This window comes from Clostridia bacterium (assembly GCA_012841935.1).
In the GTDB taxonomy this organism is placed as follows: domain Bacteria; phylum Bacillota; class Peptococcia; order DRI-13; family DTU073; genus DUTS01.
Window position 1 is genome coordinate 1 of record DUTS01000011.1, and the last position, 20,684, is coordinate 20,684.

19 protein-coding genes and 1 other RNA gene are annotated in these 20,684 nt (G+C 39.0%); 1 reads left to right on the plus strand and 19 read right to left on the minus strand.

Going from position 1 to position 20,684, the window contains the following annotated elements; all coding sequences use genetic code 11:
- Positions 1–82: 82 nt before the first annotated feature.
- Positions 83–478: a helix-turn-helix transcriptional regulator gene (locus GX687_00485; GenBank protein ID HHX95933.1), complete on the minus strand. Its 396-nt coding sequence runs from the start codon at positions 476–478 to the stop codon at positions 83–85.
- Positions 479–680: 202 nt separating this feature from the next.
- Complete coding sequence (locus GX687_00490) at positions 681–857, minus strand: hypothetical protein (protein ID HHX95934.1); 177 nt, start codon at positions 855–857, stop codon at positions 681–683.
- Positions 858–1,251: 394 nt separating this feature from the next.
- Between GX687_00490 and GX687_00495 the strand changes: the two genes are divergently transcribed.
- A complete protein-coding gene (locus tag GX687_00495; protein HHX95935.1) occupies positions 1,252–1,545 on the plus strand; it encodes a hypothetical protein in 294 nt (97 codons plus the stop codon).
- A 29-nt stretch (positions 1,546–1,574) separates the two neighbouring features.
- Here the strand turns inward: GX687_00495 and ssrA are convergent.
- The 17 genes from ssrA to uvrA all read right to left on the minus strand — a co-directional run bounded on the left by ssrA (position 1,575) and on the right by uvrA (position 20,681).
- Positions 1,575–1,924: a transfer-messenger RNA gene (ssrA, locus tag GX687_00500) on the minus strand.
- Positions 1,924–2,385: an SsrA-binding protein SmpB gene (gene smpB, locus GX687_00505; protein ID HHX95936.1), complete on the minus strand. Its 462-nt coding sequence runs from the start codon at positions 2,383–2,385 to the stop codon at positions 1,924–1,926. Before smpB ends, ssrA begins: the two co-directional genes overlap by 1 nt.
- Before the next feature lie 43 nt (positions 2,386–2,428).
- Entirely contained in the window at positions 2,429–4,543 is a 2,115-nt protein-coding gene (rnr, locus tag GX687_00510) for a ribonuclease R (protein HHX95937.1), read from the minus strand.
- A 112-nt stretch (positions 4,544–4,655) separates the two neighbouring features.
- Positions 4,656–5,207, minus strand: coding sequence for an HDIG domain-containing protein (locus GX687_00515; protein HHX95938.1), 552 nt, complete (start codon positions 5,205–5,207; stop codon positions 4,656–4,658).
- Positions 5,208–5,307: 100 nt separating this feature from the next.
- On the minus strand, positions 5,308–7,314 hold the full coding sequence (locus GX687_00520; protein HHX95939.1) for a sodium-translocating pyrophosphatase: 2,007 nt from the start codon (positions 7,312–7,314) through the stop codon (positions 5,308–5,310).
- A gap of 25 nt (positions 7,315–7,339) precedes the next feature.
- On the minus strand, positions 7,340–7,567 hold the full coding sequence (gene secG / locus GX687_00525; protein ID HHX95940.1) for a preprotein translocase subunit SecG: 228 nt from the start codon (positions 7,565–7,567) through the stop codon (positions 7,340–7,342).
- A 70-nt stretch (positions 7,568–7,637) separates the two neighbouring features.
- Entirely contained in the window at positions 7,638–8,921 is a 1,284-nt protein-coding gene (gene eno / locus GX687_00530; protein HHX95941.1) for a phosphopyruvate hydratase, read from the minus strand.
- Complete coding sequence (locus GX687_00535; protein HHX95942.1) at positions 8,918–10,468, minus strand: 2,3-bisphosphoglycerate-independent phosphoglycerate mutase; 1,551 nt, start codon at positions 10,466–10,468, stop codon at positions 8,918–8,920. Before GX687_00535 ends, eno begins: the two co-directional genes overlap by 4 nt.
- 1 nt (position 10,469) lies before the next feature.
- On the minus strand, positions 10,470–11,237 hold the full coding sequence (locus GX687_00540) for a triose-phosphate isomerase (GenBank protein ID HHX95943.1): 768 nt from the start codon (positions 11,235–11,237) through the stop codon (positions 10,470–10,472).
- A 19-nt stretch (positions 11,238–11,256) separates the two neighbouring features.
- Positions 11,257–12,435 carry a phosphoglycerate kinase gene (locus tag GX687_00545; protein HHX95944.1) on the minus strand — a complete coding sequence of 393 codons (1,179 nt, stop codon included), beginning with the start codon at positions 12,433–12,435 and terminating at the stop codon, positions 11,257–11,259.
- Positions 12,436–12,503: 68 nt separating this feature from the next.
- Positions 12,504–12,674, minus strand: a complete 171-nt coding sequence (locus GX687_00550; protein HHX95945.1) for a 4Fe-4S binding protein — start codon at positions 12,672–12,674, stop codon at positions 12,504–12,506.
- A gap of 73 nt (positions 12,675–12,747) precedes the next feature.
- Positions 12,748–13,707 (minus strand): DNA-binding protein WhiA, encoded by a 960-nt coding sequence (gene whiA, locus GX687_00555; GenBank protein HHX95946.1) that lies wholly within the window; start codon positions 13,705–13,707, stop codon positions 12,748–12,750.
- A gap of 5 nt (positions 13,708–13,712) precedes the next feature.
- A complete protein-coding gene (locus GX687_00560; GenBank protein HHX95947.1) occupies positions 13,713–14,708 on the minus strand; it encodes a YvcK family protein in 996 nt (331 codons plus the stop codon).
- Between the two features lie 79 nt (positions 14,709–14,787).
- Positions 14,788–15,636 carry an RNase adapter RapZ gene (rapZ, locus tag GX687_00565; protein ID HHX95948.1) on the minus strand — a complete coding sequence of 283 codons (849 nt, stop codon included), beginning with the start codon at positions 15,634–15,636 and terminating at the stop codon, positions 14,788–14,790.
- A 121-nt stretch (positions 15,637–15,757) separates the two neighbouring features.
- The gene (locus GX687_00570; protein ID HHX95949.1) at positions 15,758–15,925 is read right to left on the minus strand and encodes an aspartyl-phosphate phosphatase Spo0E family protein; all 168 of its coding nucleotides are present in this window, start codon (positions 15,923–15,925) and stop codon (positions 15,758–15,760) included.
- A 125-nt stretch (positions 15,926–16,050) separates the two neighbouring features.
- Entirely contained in the window at positions 16,051–17,856 is a 1,806-nt protein-coding gene (uvrC, locus tag GX687_00575) for an excinuclease ABC subunit UvrC (protein ID HHX95950.1), read from the minus strand.
- A gap of 11 nt (positions 17,857–17,867) precedes the next feature.
- On the minus strand, positions 17,868–20,681 hold the full coding sequence (gene uvrA, locus GX687_00580) for an excinuclease ABC subunit UvrA (GenBank protein HHX95951.1): 2,814 nt from the start codon (positions 20,679–20,681) through the stop codon (positions 17,868–17,870).
- Between the last annotated feature and the right edge of the window lie 3 nt (positions 20,682–20,684).

Here is a 20,684-nt window from a genome sequence, read left to right on the forward strand (position 1 = left end):
GCTTCATTGTTTGTCACCTCCTGCTAATAATATAACACAAAAGTTATAGTTTAGCAAGCTGGTTCTATAATATTTTATAGTTTCATGTCAACAGCCCCTCGCCTCCCCAAAGGTTGGAATTGATTGCCCCATACAGTTCATCACTTAGACAGTCAAGATGCAGCACCCGGTCTTTTTCTCCTTGTAAATAATCATCAATTGCTTTTTGGATGCTTGCAGGAAGACCGCTCTCCAAATAATTTTTACGAGCCGGTTTTCCATCAACAGCTTTTGGACTTGGGCTGTTATCTACTTCTAAAAGTTCTTCTAAAGACATATCAAGTGCCTTTGAAAGTTTAAGAAGTGTAGACGCATTGCACCTTTCCAGACGAGTTTTACCAGAATATATATCAGCAAGAGTTGCCCAAGGAACACCGCTTATTTTAGATAAATGGTATCGGGAAATATCTCTTTCCCGTAAAAGTTCTTCAAATCTCATACTGGTCACCTCGTAAATATTATATCGGTGTTCCGATATAATATCAAGAAAATACCAGCCTATAAAATTTGGATTAAGACCAGATAACATAGGGACTGGGATGGTTAACCCATGTCCTTAATCATTCCTTCTGTTTGAGTATCTATATTTTTCTCTTTCTGTTTTTTAGCTTTTGGAGCTGGCATGCTCCCGTGTTTTTCAATTAAAAACAAGGGTTAATATAGACCTTTTGGGCTTGATTAGTCAACTCCCTAACCGTATTACAGACGGTGGAATAGCTAATATCAAATCCTGCATCTACAAGTGCTTCATGAATATCAATTTTCTTTTTCTGTATTTTGGATTGTCCATTATGTCTTTTTAATTCATTTTCTTCCAAATGGGCTTTAATAGCGTCTACTAATTCCTTAGTTACTTTACGCTTTTTTCTACCGCTAGAATCATATTTAGGCGGTGTAACGATGTTATCCGTGAGCTCCTTAATATCACCAAAGGTTTTCGAATTTCCTTCTTGTAATTGGGCCCTTTGTTTTTCATATTGCTTAATGTATTTGCTGATTGTTTTTCTTGAAATACCCGTTTCACGCTCAATGGCTCGTTGGGATTATCATCCCGTAAAAACATAAGTAAAATGTCCTGTTTTTCCATTAGCTTTATCAATCTCCCCTCACCCTCCACATGTTAAAAATTTATTAATAACATGTGGAAGTATATTTTAATGTGGGGTACTTTTCAATTATTATTTGGGGTACTTTTAGTTTAATATAAACAAAATGCACGAAGCAGAAATGCAATCCCATGCGTATATGCCAGATAAGCATAAAATCCGCTGCTATTTAAAACAGAATATGGATATAAAAAACAAAAACCTGTATGAGCAAAAAAATATCATACAGGCATATATTAAAAAAATATATGTACACGAAAAAACTATTAAAATAACTAGCATTGTGGATACAGATGGTGGAGGTGAGGGGAATCGCTCCGAGAGCTCCGCTCTCTATCACGCCGGGGTGGGGAAATGCTTTCCAGCATTTCCCTTCACCCGTTCGATTCCTTTTATTTAAAAAATTACCCATAGGGTAATTTTAATTCTTGGTGGAGGTGAGGGGAATCGAACCCCTGTCCGAAAGAACAGCCACAGAAGCTTCTCCGAGTGCAGCCTATGTTTTAGTTTTCACCTATCAATCTCCCGTAGGCAGGATACTGACTGGCAAGTTTCCTTAAATTCCTCTTAGCTTAGGAAACGATAGTCCAAGAGTAGCCCGGTAAAATGACCTTTTATCCTTCACACCGGGCGTAGAAGGTAAAAGGTTAGACTGCAATTAAGCAGCTAAAGCGTAATTTTCTTCTGCGTTTAAATAACTGTGCACCGTTTTACGGGCTAGTGCAATCCCGACTCGCTTCTTCTGCCACTATTTCCCCCGTCGAAACCAGTACACCCCCTAATTACGTTCTTTTTCCCGCAAAGCCCGTGCCATTTCACGCTGAGCATCCCTTTCTGCCATGACTCTCCTTTTATCATAAACCTTTTTTCCTTTGGCTAAAGCGAGCTCAACTTTTGCCCGACCTTTTTTAAAGTAAATTTTGAGGGGAATTAAAGTCATTCCTTGCTGTTTTACCTTTCCCAAAAGGCGATTTATTTCCCTTTTGTGAAGTAAAAGTTTACGCGGCCGTAGAGGATCTACATTAAAACGATTACCTGGATCATAAGGACTAATGTGAACATTATAAAGAAACATTTCTCCTTTTTCAATTTGAGCAAAACTATCTTTTAAGTTTACTTTCCCGGCACGCAAGGATTTAACTTCTGTCCCTACTAAAACAATACCAGCTTCATGTGTTTCTTCTATAAAATAATCGTGATGGGCTTTACGATTTTCGGTAACAACTCTGACCTGCTTCATTTTTTTCCCCCTCGAATATACGCTGTCGGGAAATTAAATTATATCATGAGCTTAATTCAAAATCAAGCAAACGCTCGGCAACGTTTACGGCCATTAAGGTTACCTTGACCGAATCGCCAATACGATAAGTCTGCCCTGTATAATCACCAATCAACATTAATCTTTTTTCCACATAATGATAATAATCATCAGTTAATGTAGAAATATGCACGAGACCTTCCACAGTATTAGGCAATTCCACAAAAAAGCCAAAGGAAGTCACACTACTGATAATGGCCATAAAATCCTGCCCAATAAAGTTCTGCATATATTCCACTTTTTTTAATTCCACGGATTCCCTTTCCGCTTCCTCAGCTACCCTTTCCCGCTGGGAAGCTTGCTCAGCATCTTTTTCCAAACGGGAGATTAATTTTTTACTTTGTTTTACAACACCATTTTTTTGCACCTGACGGATCAAACGGTGAATCACTAAATCAGGATACCTCCTGATAGGGGCCGTAAAATGTGAATAATATTGTGAAGCCAAACCAAAATGACCTAATGCTTCTACAGCATAACGTGCATGTTTTAAAGAACGTAAAATTACATAACTAAGAGCCTTTCCCACAGAACGTCCCTTTGTTTTTTCCACTATAGCTTGTAAATCACGAGGCTGTACATCACCCTGAGGATTAAAAGGGAGCCGATAACCAAAAACACCCAAAAATTCATTTAGTTCTTTTATTTCGTCTTTAGCCGGTTTTTCATGTACCCGATAAAGAAAAGGCATCTCCCGCCAAAAAAACTCCTCGGCAACTGTTTCATTAGTAACAATCATGAATTCCTCAATAATCATTTCAGCAATTGAACGTTGACGCAAAACTATTTCCACAGGCTTACCTTGGTCATCCAAAATAACCTGACTTTCCGGAAAAGCAAAATCAATAGCTCCCCTTTGCAAACGTTTTTTTCGCAAAATTAAACAAAGTTCCCGCATTAATTCTAACATGGGCACCAAAACTTGATGTTCCTTTTTAATCTGCTCTTTTTTCTCCAAAATTTTACGTACCAAAGTATAGCTTAATCTTTTTTTTACATGAATGACACCAGGTACAATATCATGTTTAATCACTTGCCCTTGTTTATCAATTTCCATTAAACAAGATAAAGTAAGCCGATCCACACCCTCATTTAAACTACAAATTCCATTAGATAAAGCTGGGGGCAGCATGGGAATAACCCGATCTACTAAATAGACACTAGTACCCCTTTTAAAAGCTTCCTCATCCAAGACACTGCCCGAAGGCACATAATAACCAACATCGGCAATATGCACACCTAAAAAATAATTACCATTGGGAAGGAGCTCCAAATTAACCGCATCATCCAAATCCTTTGCATCCTCACCATCAATGGTCACTATAAAGTGCTTTCTAAAATCACGCCTTCCTTTTAAATCCTCTTCACTAACTAGAGACGGTAATTGAGCTGCAGCTTTTAAAACCTTTTCTGGAAAAAACTCTGGTAGTTGATGTTTGCGAACAATAGATAAAATATCAACACCAGGATCATCCTTAAAACCCAAAACTTCGATAACTTTACCTAAGGGGGCACAATCTGCCTCCTGCCAACTAAGCATTTCCACAACTACTTTATCCCCGACCTTAGCTTTACCTCGTTCAGCAGGAGGAATTAAGATTATACAGCCCAAGCGGCGTTCATCAGGTAAAACAAAACTATAATGTTCAAGTTCATTAAACATACCCACAATATGTTTATTGGCTCGCTTTAAAATCCGGATCACTACACCTTCACGCCTGCGGCTATCTCGCGAATATGGGTGTAAACGCACAATTACCCGATCATTATGCAGAGCACCTTGTAAATCCTCCTCACTAATAAAAACATCTTCCTCATCAGGTTCATCTGGAATTAAAAAGGCAAATCCTTTGGAATTACCTTGCAATCTGCCTACAACCAAGTTCATTTTCTCCGGTAAACCATAACGTTTTTTTCGACTAAGGACTATCTTGCCCTCATTTTCCAATTCCTGAAGTAAATCTAAAAAAACAGCCCCTTTTTCAATTTTAAAGACATCTGCTAACTCATCAGCAGTAAGTGGACGGTAAGAATGCCGCCGCATATAATCTAATAATTCTTCTTTACCAATCATTAACATCCCCCTAGCGAATCGCAAAATGAAGACATCACCATACCGATATCTTTTAAATTCTTTCAATACCAAGTTTTAATATTTTTAAATTGGAATATACCTAAATCAGATTACCCCATTATAATCCCAATTCTACGGCAATTTCCTGCATGGCCTTTAAAGCAATTTCCATAAATTCCTCCAAGGTTAAACCCATTTCCGTACAAGAGGAAATTACCTCCCTACGGGCTCCCCGGGCAAATGATTTTTCCCGAAAACGATTCAGCAAAAAAGGCACATCCACAGCAGCCAATTTTTTTTCTGGTTTAATTAAAGCCGCAGCTACAATTAAACCAGTTAAAGGATCAACAGCATATAGAGCCTTATCCATTAAACTTTTTCTAGCCAAGCCATGTAAATCATTATGACATTTTACCGCCGCAATAATTTCCTGAGGTAAACCTGCCTTCTTTAACATTTCCGCCCCTAATAAACTATGTTTTTCCGGTTCATTTACGGTTAAATCATAATCAAGATCATGTAAAAGACCAGCTAAACGCCAACTAGTTTCATCTTCACCAAAATGACGGGCTAAACTACCCATGACAGCTTCCACCGCATACATATGTTTAATTAAATTCTTGTTTTTCACTTTTTCCTTTAATAATTGTAAAGCCTCTTCGTGCGACATCATTTCAAGATCATTCCCTTCTAAAAACTAATTTCAATTACCTGTAAAAAAATGCTACCGTCAGTTTCCGCCAACGGTAGCACAATTATTCCTTACTTCATTACAAAAAAAGAGGCACAAATACTAATGAAACAATCGTCATTAATTTAATCAAAATATTAATTGAAGGTCCAGAGGTATCTTTAAAAGGATCCCCGACTGTATCCCCAGTAACCGCGGCCGCATGGGCTTCTGAACCTTTACCACCTAATTGACCACCTTCAATATATTTTTTGGCATTATCCCAAGCACCACCAGCATTAGCCATCATAATTGCTAACAAGAAGCCAGTAACCAAAGCCCCTGCCAATAAACCACCTAAAGCCTCTTTACCCAGTCCAGGAATTAAACCCACGGCAATAGGTACCACAATGGCCATTAATCCCGGAACAACCATTTCCTTAATAGCGGCATCTGTACTAATACTAACACATTTGGCATATTCAGGTCTGGCACTGCCTTCCATGATCCCTTCTATTTCCCTAAACTGTCTTCTCACTTCATCAATCATTTTACTAGCTGCTCTTCCAACAGCTCCCATGGTTAAAGCAGAAAAGAGAAAAGGTAAAGCACCACCCAAGAAAAGTCCGGCGACAACAGCAGGATTTAAAATATTGAGTTCACTTAAACCAGCTGCTTGTGTGTAAGCACTAAACAAAGCCAAAGCTGTTAAGGCCGCTGAACCAATAGCAAATCCTTTACCAATAGCAGCAGTGGTATTACCTACAGAATCCAAGCCATCGGTAATCTCCCTAACTTCCGGTTCTAGTTCCGCCATTTCCGCTATCCCCCCGGCATTATCGGCAATCGGTCCATAAGCATCCACCGCTACCACCATACCAGTAGTGGAAAGCATACCTACAGCCGCCATAGCTATACCATATAATCCGGCAAATTTATAGGAAATCAAAATGGCCAAAACAATTACGATCACCGGTAAGGTTGTACTTAACATCCCTACACCCAAACCAGAAATAATATTGGTAGCTGCACCTGTTTCCGAAGCCGCGGCAATACTTTTTACCGGACCATAAGCATCAGAAGTATAATATTCCGTAATCTTACCAATAACAAAACCAGCCAACAAACCGGCCACAGTAGCAATAAAAACATCTCTGCCCCAGCCAGGCAATAATTTGATACACAAGAAATAGGTAGCAATTAAAGCCAAAAGCATCGCCGCTAATTCACCCATATTTAAGGCACGAGAAGCATCCCCAGTTTCCCCAGTACGTACGAAAAAGGCCCCAATAATGGAAGCAATAATTCCTGCTGCAGCAATCAACATCGGCAAAACAATTCCATTTCTACCATATCCCAAAGCAACAGCCAAAGCTATAGCGGCAATAATCGAACCAACATAAGATTCAAAAAGATCAGCACCCATACCGGCAACATCCCCGACATTATCTCCCACATTATCAGCAATAACTGCCGGGTTGCGGGGGTCATCCTCTGGAATACCTGCTTCCACTTTACCTACCAAATCAGCTCCCACATCAGCTGCTTTAGTATAAATACCGCCGCCAACACGTCCAAAGAGGGCTATCGAACTTGCCCCTAAAGCAAATCCATTTATCGTATCCGGATTTTCAAATAAAAAAGTAACAATTCCCAAACCAATTAAACCCAAACCTACAACAGACATCCCCATTACCGCTCCACCGGAAAAAGCTACATTAAGGGCCTGATTAGCACTTTCACGAGCAGCATTAGCAGTACGCACATTAGCTTTAGTCGCTACCCGCATCCCAATATAACCAGCCAAAACCGAACAAATAGCCCCAATAATAAAGGCTACTGCAGTTTGTGGTTGTAAACTTGCCGAATTCTTAGTTAAAATTCCGGCCACAAAAATAAAGGCAGCCACCAGAACTACAAAAACAGTTAAGGCTTTATATTCCCGCAAGAGAAAGGCCATAGCCCCCTCCTCGATAGCTCCTGCTATTTCCTGCATTTTTTCCGTTCCAGTCTCTACTTTATAAATACGCCTAGTTAAATAATAAGCAAACAAAAGGGCAATCACCCCAGCAAGAGGTGCCCAAAAAATAAACGAACTATTCCCCATTTTCTTTCCTCCTCATAACTCTACCCTAATGTACTATTGACAATAATAAAGTTAAAATCATAAATGAAATTGCCGAAATTGTGGATAATTTCGCTAAAAAATCATCTAATCCCTTTTTCTTTCCACCAAATATTGTTTCTGCTCCCCCAGCAATCGAGCCGGATAATCCCGCACTTTTACCAGACTGTAATAATACTGTAATAATTAAGCCAATAGCGGCAATAACTTGAAAAACAAGAATTACTGTTCGCATTCCTACCCCCCTCCTTTGACCTGAAGTTATCCAAATTATATCATATACTTCTTAAATTGCACCAACAAAACTAACTTAGATTATAAAAAACATCCCGACCGCGATACAAAGCTGTTTCTCCCAACTCTTCTTCGATTCTTAGTAATTGATTATATTTAACTACTCTATCAGTACGTGAAGGAGCACCACTTTTAATTTGACCGGCATTTACGGCCACCACTAAATCGGCAATTGTCGTATCTTCCGTTTCACCAGAACGATGTGAAACTACAGCCGTATAACCCGCCTGTTTGGCCAATTCAATGGTTTCTAAGGTTTCCGTTAGTGTACCAATTTGATTAACTTTAATGAGGACACTATTAGCCACCGACTCCGAGATACCCTGTTTTACTCTTTTGGTATTAGTGACAAAAAGATCATCTCCCACAATTTGAATTTTTTTACCCAATACTTGAGTCATTTTTCGCCAGCCTTCCCAATCATCTTCAGCCAAACCATCCTCAATTGAAATAATGGGATATTTGCCACATAATTGCTCATAATAGCCTATCAATTCCTCAGCAGTCATGGAAATACCTTCCCCTTTTAAATGATAAACCCCAGCCTCATACAATTCCGTAGCCGCTACATCCAAGCCTAAAAAAACATCTTCCCCAGGTCGATAACCGGCTTTTTCAATAGCAGCAACAATTATCTTTAAAGCCTCCTCATTAGACTGCAAATTTGGAGCAAAACCACCTTCATCCCCTACAGTAGTACCATAACCCTTAGCTCGTAAAATAGCCCGCAAATGATGGAAAATTTCCGTACCCCAGCGATAAGCCTTTTTAAAAGAATCAGCCCCTAAGGGTAAAATCATAAACTCCTGAATATCAACATTATTATCCGCATGTTCTCCCCCATTTAAAATATTCATCATCGGTACTGGTAATTCACGAGCATTTACTCCCCCCAAATAACGGTACAAGGGTAAACCTAAATAATTAGCCGCTGCCTTAGCCACTGCCAAAGAAACTCCCAATAAAGCATTAGCCCCCAATTTACCCTTATTGGGAGTACCATCCATTTCAATCAATAATTGATCTATCCCAGCCTGATTTAAAGAATCAACTTCAAAAAGCTGTGGTGCAATAAGCTGATTAACATTTTTCACCGCCTGACAAACACCTTTACCCAAAAACCGCTCTGCTTTACCATCACGTAATTCCACAGCCTCATGAGCACCCGTGGAAGCACCTGATGGAACTGCAGCCCGTCCAAAAGAACCATCAGCCAATAAAACATCCACTTCCACAGTGGGATTACCGCGGGAATCAAGAATTTCCCGTGCCTTGACATCACAGATAAAACTCACTTACCTTCCCTCCTTATTAAACTTCCACCGGTCATTTCCGGCGGTTTACTTAAGCCCATTAAATCCAAAATTGTCGGTGCTAAATCCCGCAAAGAACCAGTCCTTAATTTTAAGTCTTGGGAATAGGGACTAATTAAAAGACAAGGCACTGGATTGATCGTATGGGCGGTTAAAGGCTTTTGGGTACACTGATCAAGCATTTTTTCCGCATTACCGTGATCAGCAGTAATTAGTGCCACTCCCCCCAAACTTAAAATTTCTTTAACAACTCGCTGTAGACACTGATCAATTTTTTCAATGGCCTGAATACACGCTTTTAAATTCCCCGTATGACCTACCATATCTGGATTAGCATAATTCAAAACTATAAAATCATAAACCATTTCCCTTAATTTTTCCAGTAAAGTTTCAGTAATTAATTCTGCACTCATTTCTGGCTGCAAATCATAAGTAGCTACTTGGGGTGAAGGAATTAAAATACGTGTTTCTCCGGGAAAAGGTCTTTCTATACCCCCATTAAAAAAGAACGTTACATGAGCATATTTTTCCGTTTCCGCAAGACGCAGCTGCTTTAAACCTGCCTGACTAATAACCTCTCCCAAAGTATTTTTTAAATCAACGGGAGGAAAAATTACAGGACAATTAATGTTCAAATCATAAATCGTTAAACACAGATAATTTACTTGTGGAAAACCAGCTGGCCGCGGAAAACCTTTAAACTCTTTTTCAGTGAAGGCATAACTAATTTGACGTGCTCGATCAGCCCGAAAATTATACATTAACACCGTGTCTCCTGGTCTAATTTTGCCCAGCGGCTGACCAATTGCATCCACCAAAACAGTTGGTTCAATAAATTCATCAGTAATACCCTGGCGGTAAGCCTCTTCTAGAGCCTTTAGAGCACTACTAGCTTTAGGTCCCCGACCCTCTACCATAGCTAAGTAACTTTTTTCGGTTCTCGCCCAACGCTGATCGCGGTCCATCGTATAATAGCGTCCAGCAAGTGTAGCAATTTTTCCACAGCCTAGTTCCCTTAATTTCCTTTCCAATTCCCGTACATACTTAGCCGCACTTACTGGAGGTACATCACGTCCATCCAAAATAGGATGCAAATAAATTCTTTCCACTCCTTTATCTTTGGCCAATTCCAAAAAAGCAAAAAGATGAAGCAAATGACTATGTACCCCTCCATCAGAAAGCAGCCCGATAAAATGCAATGCCTTCCCACTAATTTTTACCCTTTCCAAAGCCTGCAGCAAAACATCATTTTGCTGTAATTCGCCAGAACAAATCGCTCGATTGATTCGGGTTAAATCTTGATAAACAATACGTCCTGCCCCAATATTTAAATGCCCCACCTCAGAATTACCCATTTGTCCGGCTGGTAAACCTACCGCCTCACCAGAGGCCACCAGAACATTATAAGGATACTTTTTTAAAAGGGAATTATAAAATGGTTTTCGAGCCAAAAAAATGGCATTACCCATTTTCTCATTTCCCAATCCCCAGCCATCTAGAATAATCAAAACTACGGGGCGATATTTCATCTTATTCGCTTCCTTCCCTAGCTCCTTGAATAATTTGATAAAAAGAATCTGCCTCTAAACTAGCTCCACCAACTAAAGCTCCGTCAATATTAGGACAAGCCATAAACTCCTCTATGTTTTCTGGTTTAACACTACCACCATACTGAATACGCACCACAGCGGCCACTTCCGCACCCCAATGAGCCTTAATTAATTCCCGCAAACTAGCAATTGTTGCTTCGGCATCTACAGGTAAAGCATGCAAACCCGTCCCAATAGCCCAAACTGGTTCATAAGCAATTACCATTTCAGCTACCTGGTCTCCGGGAATATCTTTTAAACTACTCCATAACTGTTCTTGACAAACAATGATAGTTTCCCCCGCTTGTTTCTGTTTTATCGTTTCACCTACACAAAGAATAGGTATGAGACCCACTTCCAAAGCCATTTTAACCTTTTCATTAATAAAACTGTCCTTTTCTTCTAAAAGATGCCTTCTTTCCGAATGTCCCAAAATAACATATGTACAACCTAATTCCCGAAGCATCAAAGGTGAAATTTCCCCAGTAAAGGCACCCTTTTCCGCAGGATATAAATTCTGTCCTCCTAATTTTACACCTTTTTCTTTTAAACCTTTACTCAAGGCTCCCAAAGCCGTAAAGGGTGGACAAACCACTACTTCTATGGCTTGATAAAGAGATTCCTCCTTGGGTAAATTAGCTGCAAAACTCAACCCTTCGGCAATCGTTTTATTCATTTTCCAATTAGCCGCAATAATCGGTTTACGCAATTTCAGCAACCCCCTTCTTTCAATCCCGCAAAGCCGCTACTCCAGGCAGCACTTTTCCACCTAAAAATGCTAAAGAAGCCCCTCCCCCAGTGGAAAGATGATAAATTTTTGCCGCTAATCCTGTTTTTTCTACAGCAGCCACCACATCTCCTCCCCCGATTACCGCTTTTCCCGGGGCTTCGGCAATAGCTTTCACAATTTCATTTGTACCTCGGGCAAATTTGGGAAACTCATAAACACCCAGTGGTCCATTCCAAACAATCATTCCAGCTTTTTGAATTACATTTTTAAAAGCCCCTAAAGTTTGAGGTCCAATATCTAAAATCATTTTATCTGTAGGAATAGCCTCTACAGCCGCGATCTCACTTACAGCTTCAGCCTCAAACTCCTCGGCTACAACCACATCCTGCGGCAAAATAATTTTCACCCCTTTTTTCTCTGCCTTCTTTAATAATTCTTTAGCCAAAGCTATTTTCCCTGTTTCCAATTTAGATTTACCAACCTGATGACCTTCAGCCCGTAAAAAATTATTAGCCATGGCCCCACCAATTAATAGACAATCCGCTTTTTTCAATAAATTCTCGATCACAAAAATTTTATCTGATACTTTGGCCCCTCCCAAAATAACGACAAAAGGACGACAAGCCCTTTCCAAAACCTCACTCAAAACATAAATTTCCCTTTCCATTAAAAAACCGGCCACAGCCGGAAGATATTTGGTTACCCCTACCGTAGAGGCATGATCACGATGAGAAGCACTAAAAGCGTCATTGACATAAAAATCACCTAAAGCGGCTAAAGCCTTAGCAAATGCGGGATCATTTTCCTCTTCGGCAGCATAAAAGCGTAAATTTTCTAATAGTGCGGCTTGTCCAGGTTTTAATTGACTAACCACACGACGTGATTCCTGACCACCACAATCAGCAGCAAACAATACCTTTGTTTCCAATAAATCACTTAAACGAGCGGTCAATGGCTTCACACTTAAACTTGGAACTACCTTACCTTTAGGTCTACCTAAATGTGTCATTAAAATAATTTTTGCCCCTTGTCTTTGTAAATATTTAATAGTGGGCATGGCTTTTAAAATACGTGTATCATTAACTATTTGACCATCCTGTAAAGGCACATTAAAATCAACACGTACCAAAACTTTTTTCCCCGCGATTTCTACATCACGGATAGTTTTTTTATACACCCGGAACCAGCCTCCCCTAAAATAATCGAACCTTCTAGCAATCTTTTTCCCAAAGATTACTTTTAAGCTTATTCAGCTACCGGTGCCCCCACAGGACAAACTTCGGCACAAATACCACATTCTGTACATTTTTCCGCATCAATGACAAAAATAACATCACCAGCACTAATGGCCTCACAAGGACATTCCATTTCACAGCTTCCACAAGCAATACACTCATCATTAATTAAATACGCCATTTTTTCACCCCCAACTCTTACCAAACTACACACAACTAATTATATAAAAAAAAATAAAAAAAACCAGCGAATTTTAATCTTTTTTATTTTTTTCCCCTGTTTGTAAATTTATTTTTCGAGCTAATTCCTCGATTTTCCGCAAACGATGATTAATTCCCGATTTACCCAAAGGGGGATTTAATAATTCACCCAATTCACGCAAACTACTGTCAGGATTATGCAAACGCAAATAGGCCACTTCTTGTAAGCGCGGTGGTAACTTGTCCAACCCAATAGTTTGCTCAATAAATTTTATTTGTTCAATCTGTTTTAAAGCAGCATTAACCACCTTTTTCAAATTAGCTGTATCACAATTAACCAAACGATTAACTTGATTACGTACATCTTTCATAATCCTAATATTTTCAAATTTCAATAATGCCTGATGGGCACCAATAATATTTAGGAAACCAGCAATTTGTTCACTTTCTTTAAAATAGATTAAATAACGTTTTTGTCGGGTACTAATTCTAGCCGCCATTTCCGGAAAACGATTTATTACCTTTACCAAAGCCTGTGCATAACGATAGTAATTAGTAATCATCTCCAAATGATAATTATTATCTGGATTACTAATTGAACCAGCTGCTAAAAAAACACCGCGCAAATAACTGCGCTGACAACATTTTTTACTAATCAACTTTTTTCTAATGCCCATCGTAAATTTACCTTCCCGATTTAAAAGCCCTAGTTCTTTTAACATTTTATCAGGAAGTGAATATGAATAAACACCATAAACGATTTTTTTTTGTAATTTTTTTCGACGGTGCATACTAATTTTAGGTTCCACTTGATATAACTCTTTCCATAAGCTAAATATTTTCCGAGCTATAGGTGCACTTTCCGTAGTTACAAGCAAACCAAGTGTCTGCTGCTCATTAAAACACATAGTGCCTTTCAAGCGTATTAATCCGGCTAATTCCGCTAAACGACAGCATTTTTTTTCCGGAAAAATCCGTGCCAATTCATGTTTTGTTTCCCTGGAAAAAGACAAACTTTTCACCATCCTATTGCTTTTTGTTCACCCAACAAATCAAACAAAACCGCCGCCAGGGCCGCCGAATCATGACGAATAAAATCATTTTTCTTTAATAAAGGGGCCTCAATCACCCTAATAGACATTTTGCTTAATCTTTCTTTATCAATATTTACCAACTCCACACCCTCAGCCCAATATTTATTTAAAAGCACAGCCGGCAAGCTCTGATTATTTACCAGTAAATAATCAACTAAGCCCACCAGTGTATGTTCATAAAGAGCCTCTAAATGTTCAGCAGCAGTATAACCCCGCGTCTCCCCCACTTGAGTCATCACATTACAAACATAAACCTTGATACCAGAAGCCCGCTTAATTTCTTCGGTAATACCGGGAACTAATAAATTAGGAATAATACTAGTATAAAGACTGCCTGGACCCAAAACAATCATTTCGGCCTCCCGAATAGCCTTGATTGCTTCAGGTGTTGGCCGACAATTTGCCGGTTTCAGAAAAACCCGCTTAATGTGCTTTTCAGTTTTGGTAATAAAAGATTGGCCCATTAAAATAGAACCATCAACCAATTCCGCACCTAATTTTAAATCTGCAAAAGTAGTAGGCACAACTTTACCGCGAATTGCTAAAACTTTACCAGCTTCACGTAAAGCAGTTTCAAAACTACCCGTTAAATCTGCCAAAGCAACCAATAAAAGATTACCTAAACTATGGCCCGCCAATTCACCACCTTCGGTAAAACGATAATTAAATAAATTCTCCATCGCCGATTCTGTATCCGCCAAAGCCACTAAACAATCTCTTAAATCACCAGGGGGTAAAACACCCAATTGACCCCGTAAACGACCCGAACTTCCACCATCATCTGCCACAGAAACTATCGCGGTAATATTGGAAGTATATTCTTTTAAACCGCGCAAAAGTACTGAGAGACCCGTACCTCCCCCTACTGTAACTAAGCGAGGTCCCCTCTTTAGATGCTGTCTTTGATAAACATTTTTCATATTTTTACGCATTGACCCGGAAAAAATCAAATTATTAATTGTCTGCAAAAACCTTTTCCATTTCATTTAATCTTTCACCTTACATTCTTTTTAGAATATCTCTATGGCGAATCATAATTTGATATTCCGGTGAAGCCAAACGTTCCCCCAAACAATTGGCTAAAACCACCGAACGATGCTGTCCACCTGTACAGCCAATAGCAATTACTAAATGTGTCTTACCTTCACGTACATAATTAGGGAGCAAAAATGTTAAAACAGCATGATATTTTTGTAAAAAATCTTCTGTTGCAGGCAAATTACGTACATATTCATCTACCCGTCGATCACAGCCAGTCAAAGGCCGCAGTTCAGGAAGATAAAAAGGATTAGGCAAAAAACGCACATCTACAACCAAATCAGCATCCAAAGGAATCCCATATTTGTAACCAAAAGACATCATGGTTAAATGTAATTTTACCTGATCACTGCCCACACCATATAATTCCACAATTTGTTTTTTCAGTTCCTGTGGAGTCAGTTCAGAAGTATCAATAATTTTATTAGCCACTTCACGCAAACTTTCCATTTGTTTTCTTTCTCGCTGTAATTCCTCTAATAAAGGTCCCCGATTAGAAAAAGGATGTCGGCGGCGAGTTTCTTTAAAACGTCGAATCAAAACATCAGTGGTAGCCTCTAAAAAAAGAATTTCATAAGGATAACCTTTTTCTTTTAAATCGGCCAAAACTCGAAATAAGTCAGCGAAAAAATGGCCACCGCGAATATCAATTACCAAAGCTACTCTTTGAATAATATCTACACTTTGTAAACATAATTCCGCAAATTTTGGCAATAAAACAGGTGGCAAATTATCTACACAAAAAAACCCCAAATCCTCTAAAGCCCTTAAAGCATGTGTTTTCCCCGCACCCGATAATCCCGTAATAATATAGAAAGGGGTTTTCTTTTTGGAAACCACTAATTCCGTCACTCTTTTTCACCTCTTTCTCCTTTAGCCTTATTATCTCAAATTATAGATAAAAAAAACAGGGTCTAAAACCCTGTCTAAATTATTTATAATACTCCTCTTTTAAATATTTAACAATAACCCGATCTAAATTGGTACTTACTTGATAAATTTCTCGCGAAGTAAGCACATGTTGAGCAGCGGAAAGATATAACTCCCTGCGTAATTCTTCCAATTCCTGTAAAATATCCTTTTTTTGGTCAACAGCCATTTTTTTGCCCCCCTTTACCCCCTAATTTGTTCCCCTATATTCTAAATTCGACCTATACTTATAATTTCCTGCTAGCTTTTTAAAATTAATAACATTTTTTGTAAATTATTGTGTGTTTTCTCTTCTCATTCTTCACTAACCTGAAAGAAATTCCAAATTTGTTGAGCTAACTTAGGACCCACTCCTTTAACAGCCTTTAATTCCTCAAGAGAAGCCTGTCGTATCTTAGCCAAAGAAAACTGAAAATGTTCCAAAAGTGCAGTCCTTCTTTGTGGTCCCAAACCGGGAATCTCATCTAATACCGAAGACAAGCTTTGTTTTCCCCTTAACAAACGATGATACGTAATAGCAAAGCGGTGCACCTCATCCCGGATTTGAGCCAATAAATTAAAGGCCTCATCAGTAAGCACAATTGAACATCCCTCAAAAAAAACTTCACCCTGTTCAGTCAAAGCAATAATGGGAATAGCTAAAGCTAATTCATCCCTTACTTTTGTTACCGCAGAAAGCTGCCCTCGACCACCATCAACCAAAATTAAATCCGGCCAAATGGCAAAACGCTGCTCACCCGCCAATCCCCTCATTAAGCGGCGTTTTAAAACTTCGCTCAATCCAGCGAAATCATCACTACCTTCCACGGTTTTTACCTTAAAACGACGATATTGATCAGGAAATGGCCGCCCTTCTTCAAAAACAACCATCCCGGCGACCACTGCCGAGCCTTGAAAACCTGAAAGATCAAATCCTTCGATACGCCAAGGAGGTTCGGCTAAATCTAAAATTTCGGCTAAATCTGCCAAAGCCTTTTGCCGAGTTTGCCGCCGCTGTTTTCTTAATTGTAATTCCCGTTCCAAATTTTCCTGAGCATTTTTAGCCGCCAAAATTAAAAGCCTTTTCTTTAAACCCCTTTGTGGTACTTGTAAAACAACCCGACCACCTCTTTTTTCGGCTAACCATGTTTCCAATACTGACTTTTCGGCAACCTCCACTGGTAAAAAAACTTGCCGTGGAATCACCTTAGCTTGATGATAATATTGTTTTAAAAAAGCACTAATTACTTCCTCAGCCTCTTTTTCCACTTCACCTTCTAATAAAAAATAATCACTGCCGATTAATTTTCCACCCCGCACAAAAAACAATTGAACACAAGCAAGTTCAGGTTTCCCCACATAATTCAATAGATCAAAATCGGCAAAACTAGTAGAAACCACCTTTTGTTTTTCACGCACCTCAGCGATTGCCCTTAATTGGTCCCGCAATTCAGCCGCCTTTTCAAAATTCAATTTTTCAGCAGCTGCTTGCATTTCTTTTGTTAATTTAACTACTATTTTTTCTTCTTTCCCTTCTAAAAAATGAATTACTTCCTTTATTAATTCCTGATAAGTTTCTTTATTAACTTCACCCTGACACGGGGCTAAACAGCGTCCTAAATAAGCGTTTAAACAAGGACGCTGCTTTTTTTTAACCTTTTTCTGTTTGCAAGTTCTCAAGGGGAAAATACGCTGTAGTAATTTTAAAATCTCTTGTACAGCACCAACATTAGGATAAGGGCCAAAATAGCGAGAACCATCTTTTAATAATCTGCGAGTAATTTCTAAACGAGGATACTCCTCCCCTAGGGTTATTCTTAAATAAGGATAACTTTTATCATCTGTTAAACGAATATTATATTTAGGCCGATGTCTTTTAATTAAATTACTTTCTAAAATTAAGGCCTCTATTTCCGAATCAGTTAACAAATATTCCACATCAGCAATATTTTTTACCAAAACCCGTGTCCTAGGTGAAATACTGTGACCAGCGGAAAAATAAGAGGAAACTCGACTGCGTAAATTTAAGGCTTTACCAACATAAATAACACGTCCCCGTTTATTTTTAAATAAATAAACTCCCGTTTTTGCCGGCAGCACAGCCAATTTTTCCGTAAGCAAATTTTTCACCTCTAAAGTACCTTTTTTAGATATTTCCCAGTATAACTAGCCGGATTTTCGGCCAATTCTTCTGGAGTACCCACAGCCACAACACAACCGCCCTGCTGGCCACCTTCAGGACCCAAATCAATACAATAATCTGCAGTTTTAATTACATCCAAATGATGTTCGATTACTAAAACTGTATTCCCCGCATCTACCAAACGTTCCAGCACATTTAACAACTTTTTAATGTCTGCCAAATGCAGCCCGGTAGTAGGTTCATCCAAAATATATAATGTCTGACCCTGATTACGGCGGCTTAATTCCGAGGCCAGTTTTATCCGCTGTGCTTCTCCCCCCGATAAAGTAGTAGCCGGTTGTCCCAAACGCAAATAACCCAAACCCACATCCTGCATTAATTTTAAACGCCGGTAAATTCTTAAATGATGTTGAAAAAACTCTGCAGCCTCATCTACAGTCATTTCTAAAACCTCGGCAATCGATTTCCCTTTATATTTTACTTCTAGTGTTTCCCGCATAAAGCGAGTCCCTTTACAAACTTCACACGACACATAAACATCAGGCAAAAAGTGCATTTCTATTTTAATAATTCCATTTCCCCCACAGGCCTCACAGCGTCCACCGCGTACATTAAAACTAAACCTACCCGGCCGATAACCCCGCATGCGGGCCTCCTTAGTTTGAGCAAACAATTCACGTATCCCATCAAAAGCACCAGTATAAGTAGCAGGATTAGAACGAGGTGTTCTGCCAATAGGAGCCTGATCAATATTCACTACTTTTTCTAAATACTCCAAACCACTAAGTGACTGATAATTACCAGGGCGACAGCGAGCACGATTTAATTTAACAGCCAATGCTTTATAAATAATTTCATTAACCAAAGTACTTTTCCCAGAACCAGAAACACCAGTTACACAAGTAAATACCCCTAGTGGAATACTTACCTCCACATTTTTTAAATTATGTGCTTGGGCACCCCGCACAACCAACCACTGATCATTTAATTTTCGCCTCACTGGAGGTACAAGAATCTGCTTACGACCACTTAAATAATCGGCAGTTAAAGAACCCCGAATTTCCTTTATTTGCTCAAATGTACCTTGGGCGATAATTTTGCCACCATTTACCCCAGCTCCTGGACCAATATCAATAATTTGATCTGCTGCAGCCATCATTTCTTGATCATGTTCAACTACAATTACCGTATTACCTAAATCCCTTAAAGATTTTAAAGTATTTATCAAACGCTGATTATCCCGCTGATGTAAACCAATAGAAGGTTCATCTAAAATATAGAGGACTCCAACTAATCCAGAACCAATCTGAGTCGCCAATCTAATGCGTTGAGCTTCCCCACCAGATAACGTTCCGGAAGTACGCCGTAGAGTTAAATAATCTAAACCTACATCTACCAAAAATTGCAGACGTGCACAAATTTCCTTCAAAACTTGTTGAGCAATAATTTTTTCCCGTTTACTTAATTTTAAAGTTTGAAAAAAATCCAAAGCCTCACCAACCGATAAAGAAGTAATTTCACCAATATTTTTCCCCTCAATCAATACTGCCAAACTTTCCTTTTTTAACCTAAAACCACGACAGGCTGAACAAATAGTTTGACTCATATAAGCTTCCAATTCCCGCCTCACATAACCAGATTTGGTTTCTTGATAACGCCTTTTTAAATTGGGAATTATCCCTTCATAGACCGTATCAAAAACTCTTAATTCACCTTTATGATTATAGTAACTACAGCGAATTTTCTTCTTACCCGCCCCATATAATAATAATTTTTGCTGTGCTGTACTTAATTCATTAAAAGGTATGTTTTGGGGAATTTGAAAATGCTCAACAACCGCCTGCAAAACCCCCTGCTGCCATCTAGTGTTTCTTTTTTGCCAAGGTACAAAAACCCCTTCCGCCAAAGTCTTGCTTTTATCTGGCACTACCAACTGTAAATCAAATTCCTGCATAAATCCCAAACCATCACACTGCGGACAAGCCCCATAAGGACTGTTAAAAGAAAATAAACGCGGTGAAATTTCAGCAAAACTAATCCCACAATCTGGACAAGCAAAATGCTGATTAAATAAAACCTCGTCTTCATTTAACAACACATTGACCAAACCACCACTTAAATTAAGTGCAGTTTCCAAAGAATCGGCTAACCGCGAAGTAATTCCTGGCCGCAAAATAACGCGGTCTACAACCACTTCGATTGTATGCCGCTTTTGTTTATCCAAATACAGTTTTTCATTAATATCTTTAATTTCCCCATTTACCCTCAGCCTGACATAACCCTCTCGGCGTATTTGCTCAATTATTTTCTGAAACTCACCTTTTTTTCCCCGTACAACAGGAGCTAAAATTTGCAAACGCATCCCTTGAGGATAAGTCATTAAACGATCAACCATTTGCTCTACAGTTTGCTGTTCAATCGGCTTACCACAATGATAACAATGCACCTTACCAATACGAGCATATAAAAGACGTAAATAATCATAGATTTCCGTTACCGTACCCACTGTAGAACGGGGATTTTTACTTACAGCCTTTTGATCAATGGCTATCGCCGGTGATAACCCTGCAATATAATCAAGGTCTGGTTTTTCCATTTGACCTAGAAACTGACGAGCATATGCTGACAATGATTCAACATAACGCCTTTGTCCTTCAGCATAAATAGTATCAAAAGCCAAAGAGGATTTCCCTGAACCACTTAAACCAGTAATTACAATTAATTTATTCCGCGGGATCTCTACATCTATATTTTTTAAATTATGTTCTCGTGCTCCTTTAATGATAATCTTATTTTGTCCCATTTT

Coding starts and splice junctions, on each gene's coding strand:
- GX687_00485 (HHX95933.1), bottom strand. CDS start 478: ATGAGATTTGAAGAACTTTTACGGGAAAGAGATATTTCCCGATACCAT.
- GX687_00495 (HHX95935.1), top strand. CDS start 1,252: ATGCACGAAGCAGAAATGCAATCCCATGCGTATATGCCAGATAAGCAT.
- smpB (HHX95936.1), bottom strand. CDS start 2,385: ATGAAGCAGGTCAGAGTTGTTACCGAAAATCGTAAAGCCCATCACGAT.
- rnr (HHX95937.1), bottom strand. CDS start 4,543: ATGTTAATGATTGGTAAAGAAGAATTATTAGATTATATGCGGCGGCAT.
- GX687_00515 (HHX95938.1), bottom strand. CDS start 5,207: ATGTCGCACGAAGAGGCTTTACAATTATTAAAGGAAAAAGTGAAAAAC.
- GX687_00520 (HHX95939.1), bottom strand. CDS start 7,314: ATGGGGAATAGTTCGTTTATTTTTTGGGCACCTCTTGCTGGGGTGATT.
- secG (HHX95940.1), bottom strand. CDS start 7,567: ATGCGAACAGTAATTCTTGTTTTTCAAGTTATTGCCGCTATTGGCTTA.
- GX687_00535 (HHX95942.1), bottom strand. CDS start 10,468: ATGAAATATCGCCCCGTAGTTTTGATTATTCTAGATGGCTGGGGATTG.
- GX687_00550 (HHX95945.1), bottom strand. CDS start 12,674: ATGGCGTATTTAATTAATGATGAGTGTATTGCTTGTGGAAGCTGTGAA.
- GX687_00560 (HHX95947.1), bottom strand. CDS start 14,708: ATGAAAAATGTTTATCAAAGACAGCATCTAAAGAGGGGACCTCGCTTA.
- GX687_00570 (HHX95949.1), bottom strand. CDS start 15,925: ATGGCTGTTGACCAAAAAAAGGATATTTTACAGGAATTGGAAGAATTA.
- uvrA (HHX95951.1), bottom strand. CDS start 20,681: ATGGGACAAAATAAGATTATCATTAAAGGAGCACGAGAACATAATTTA.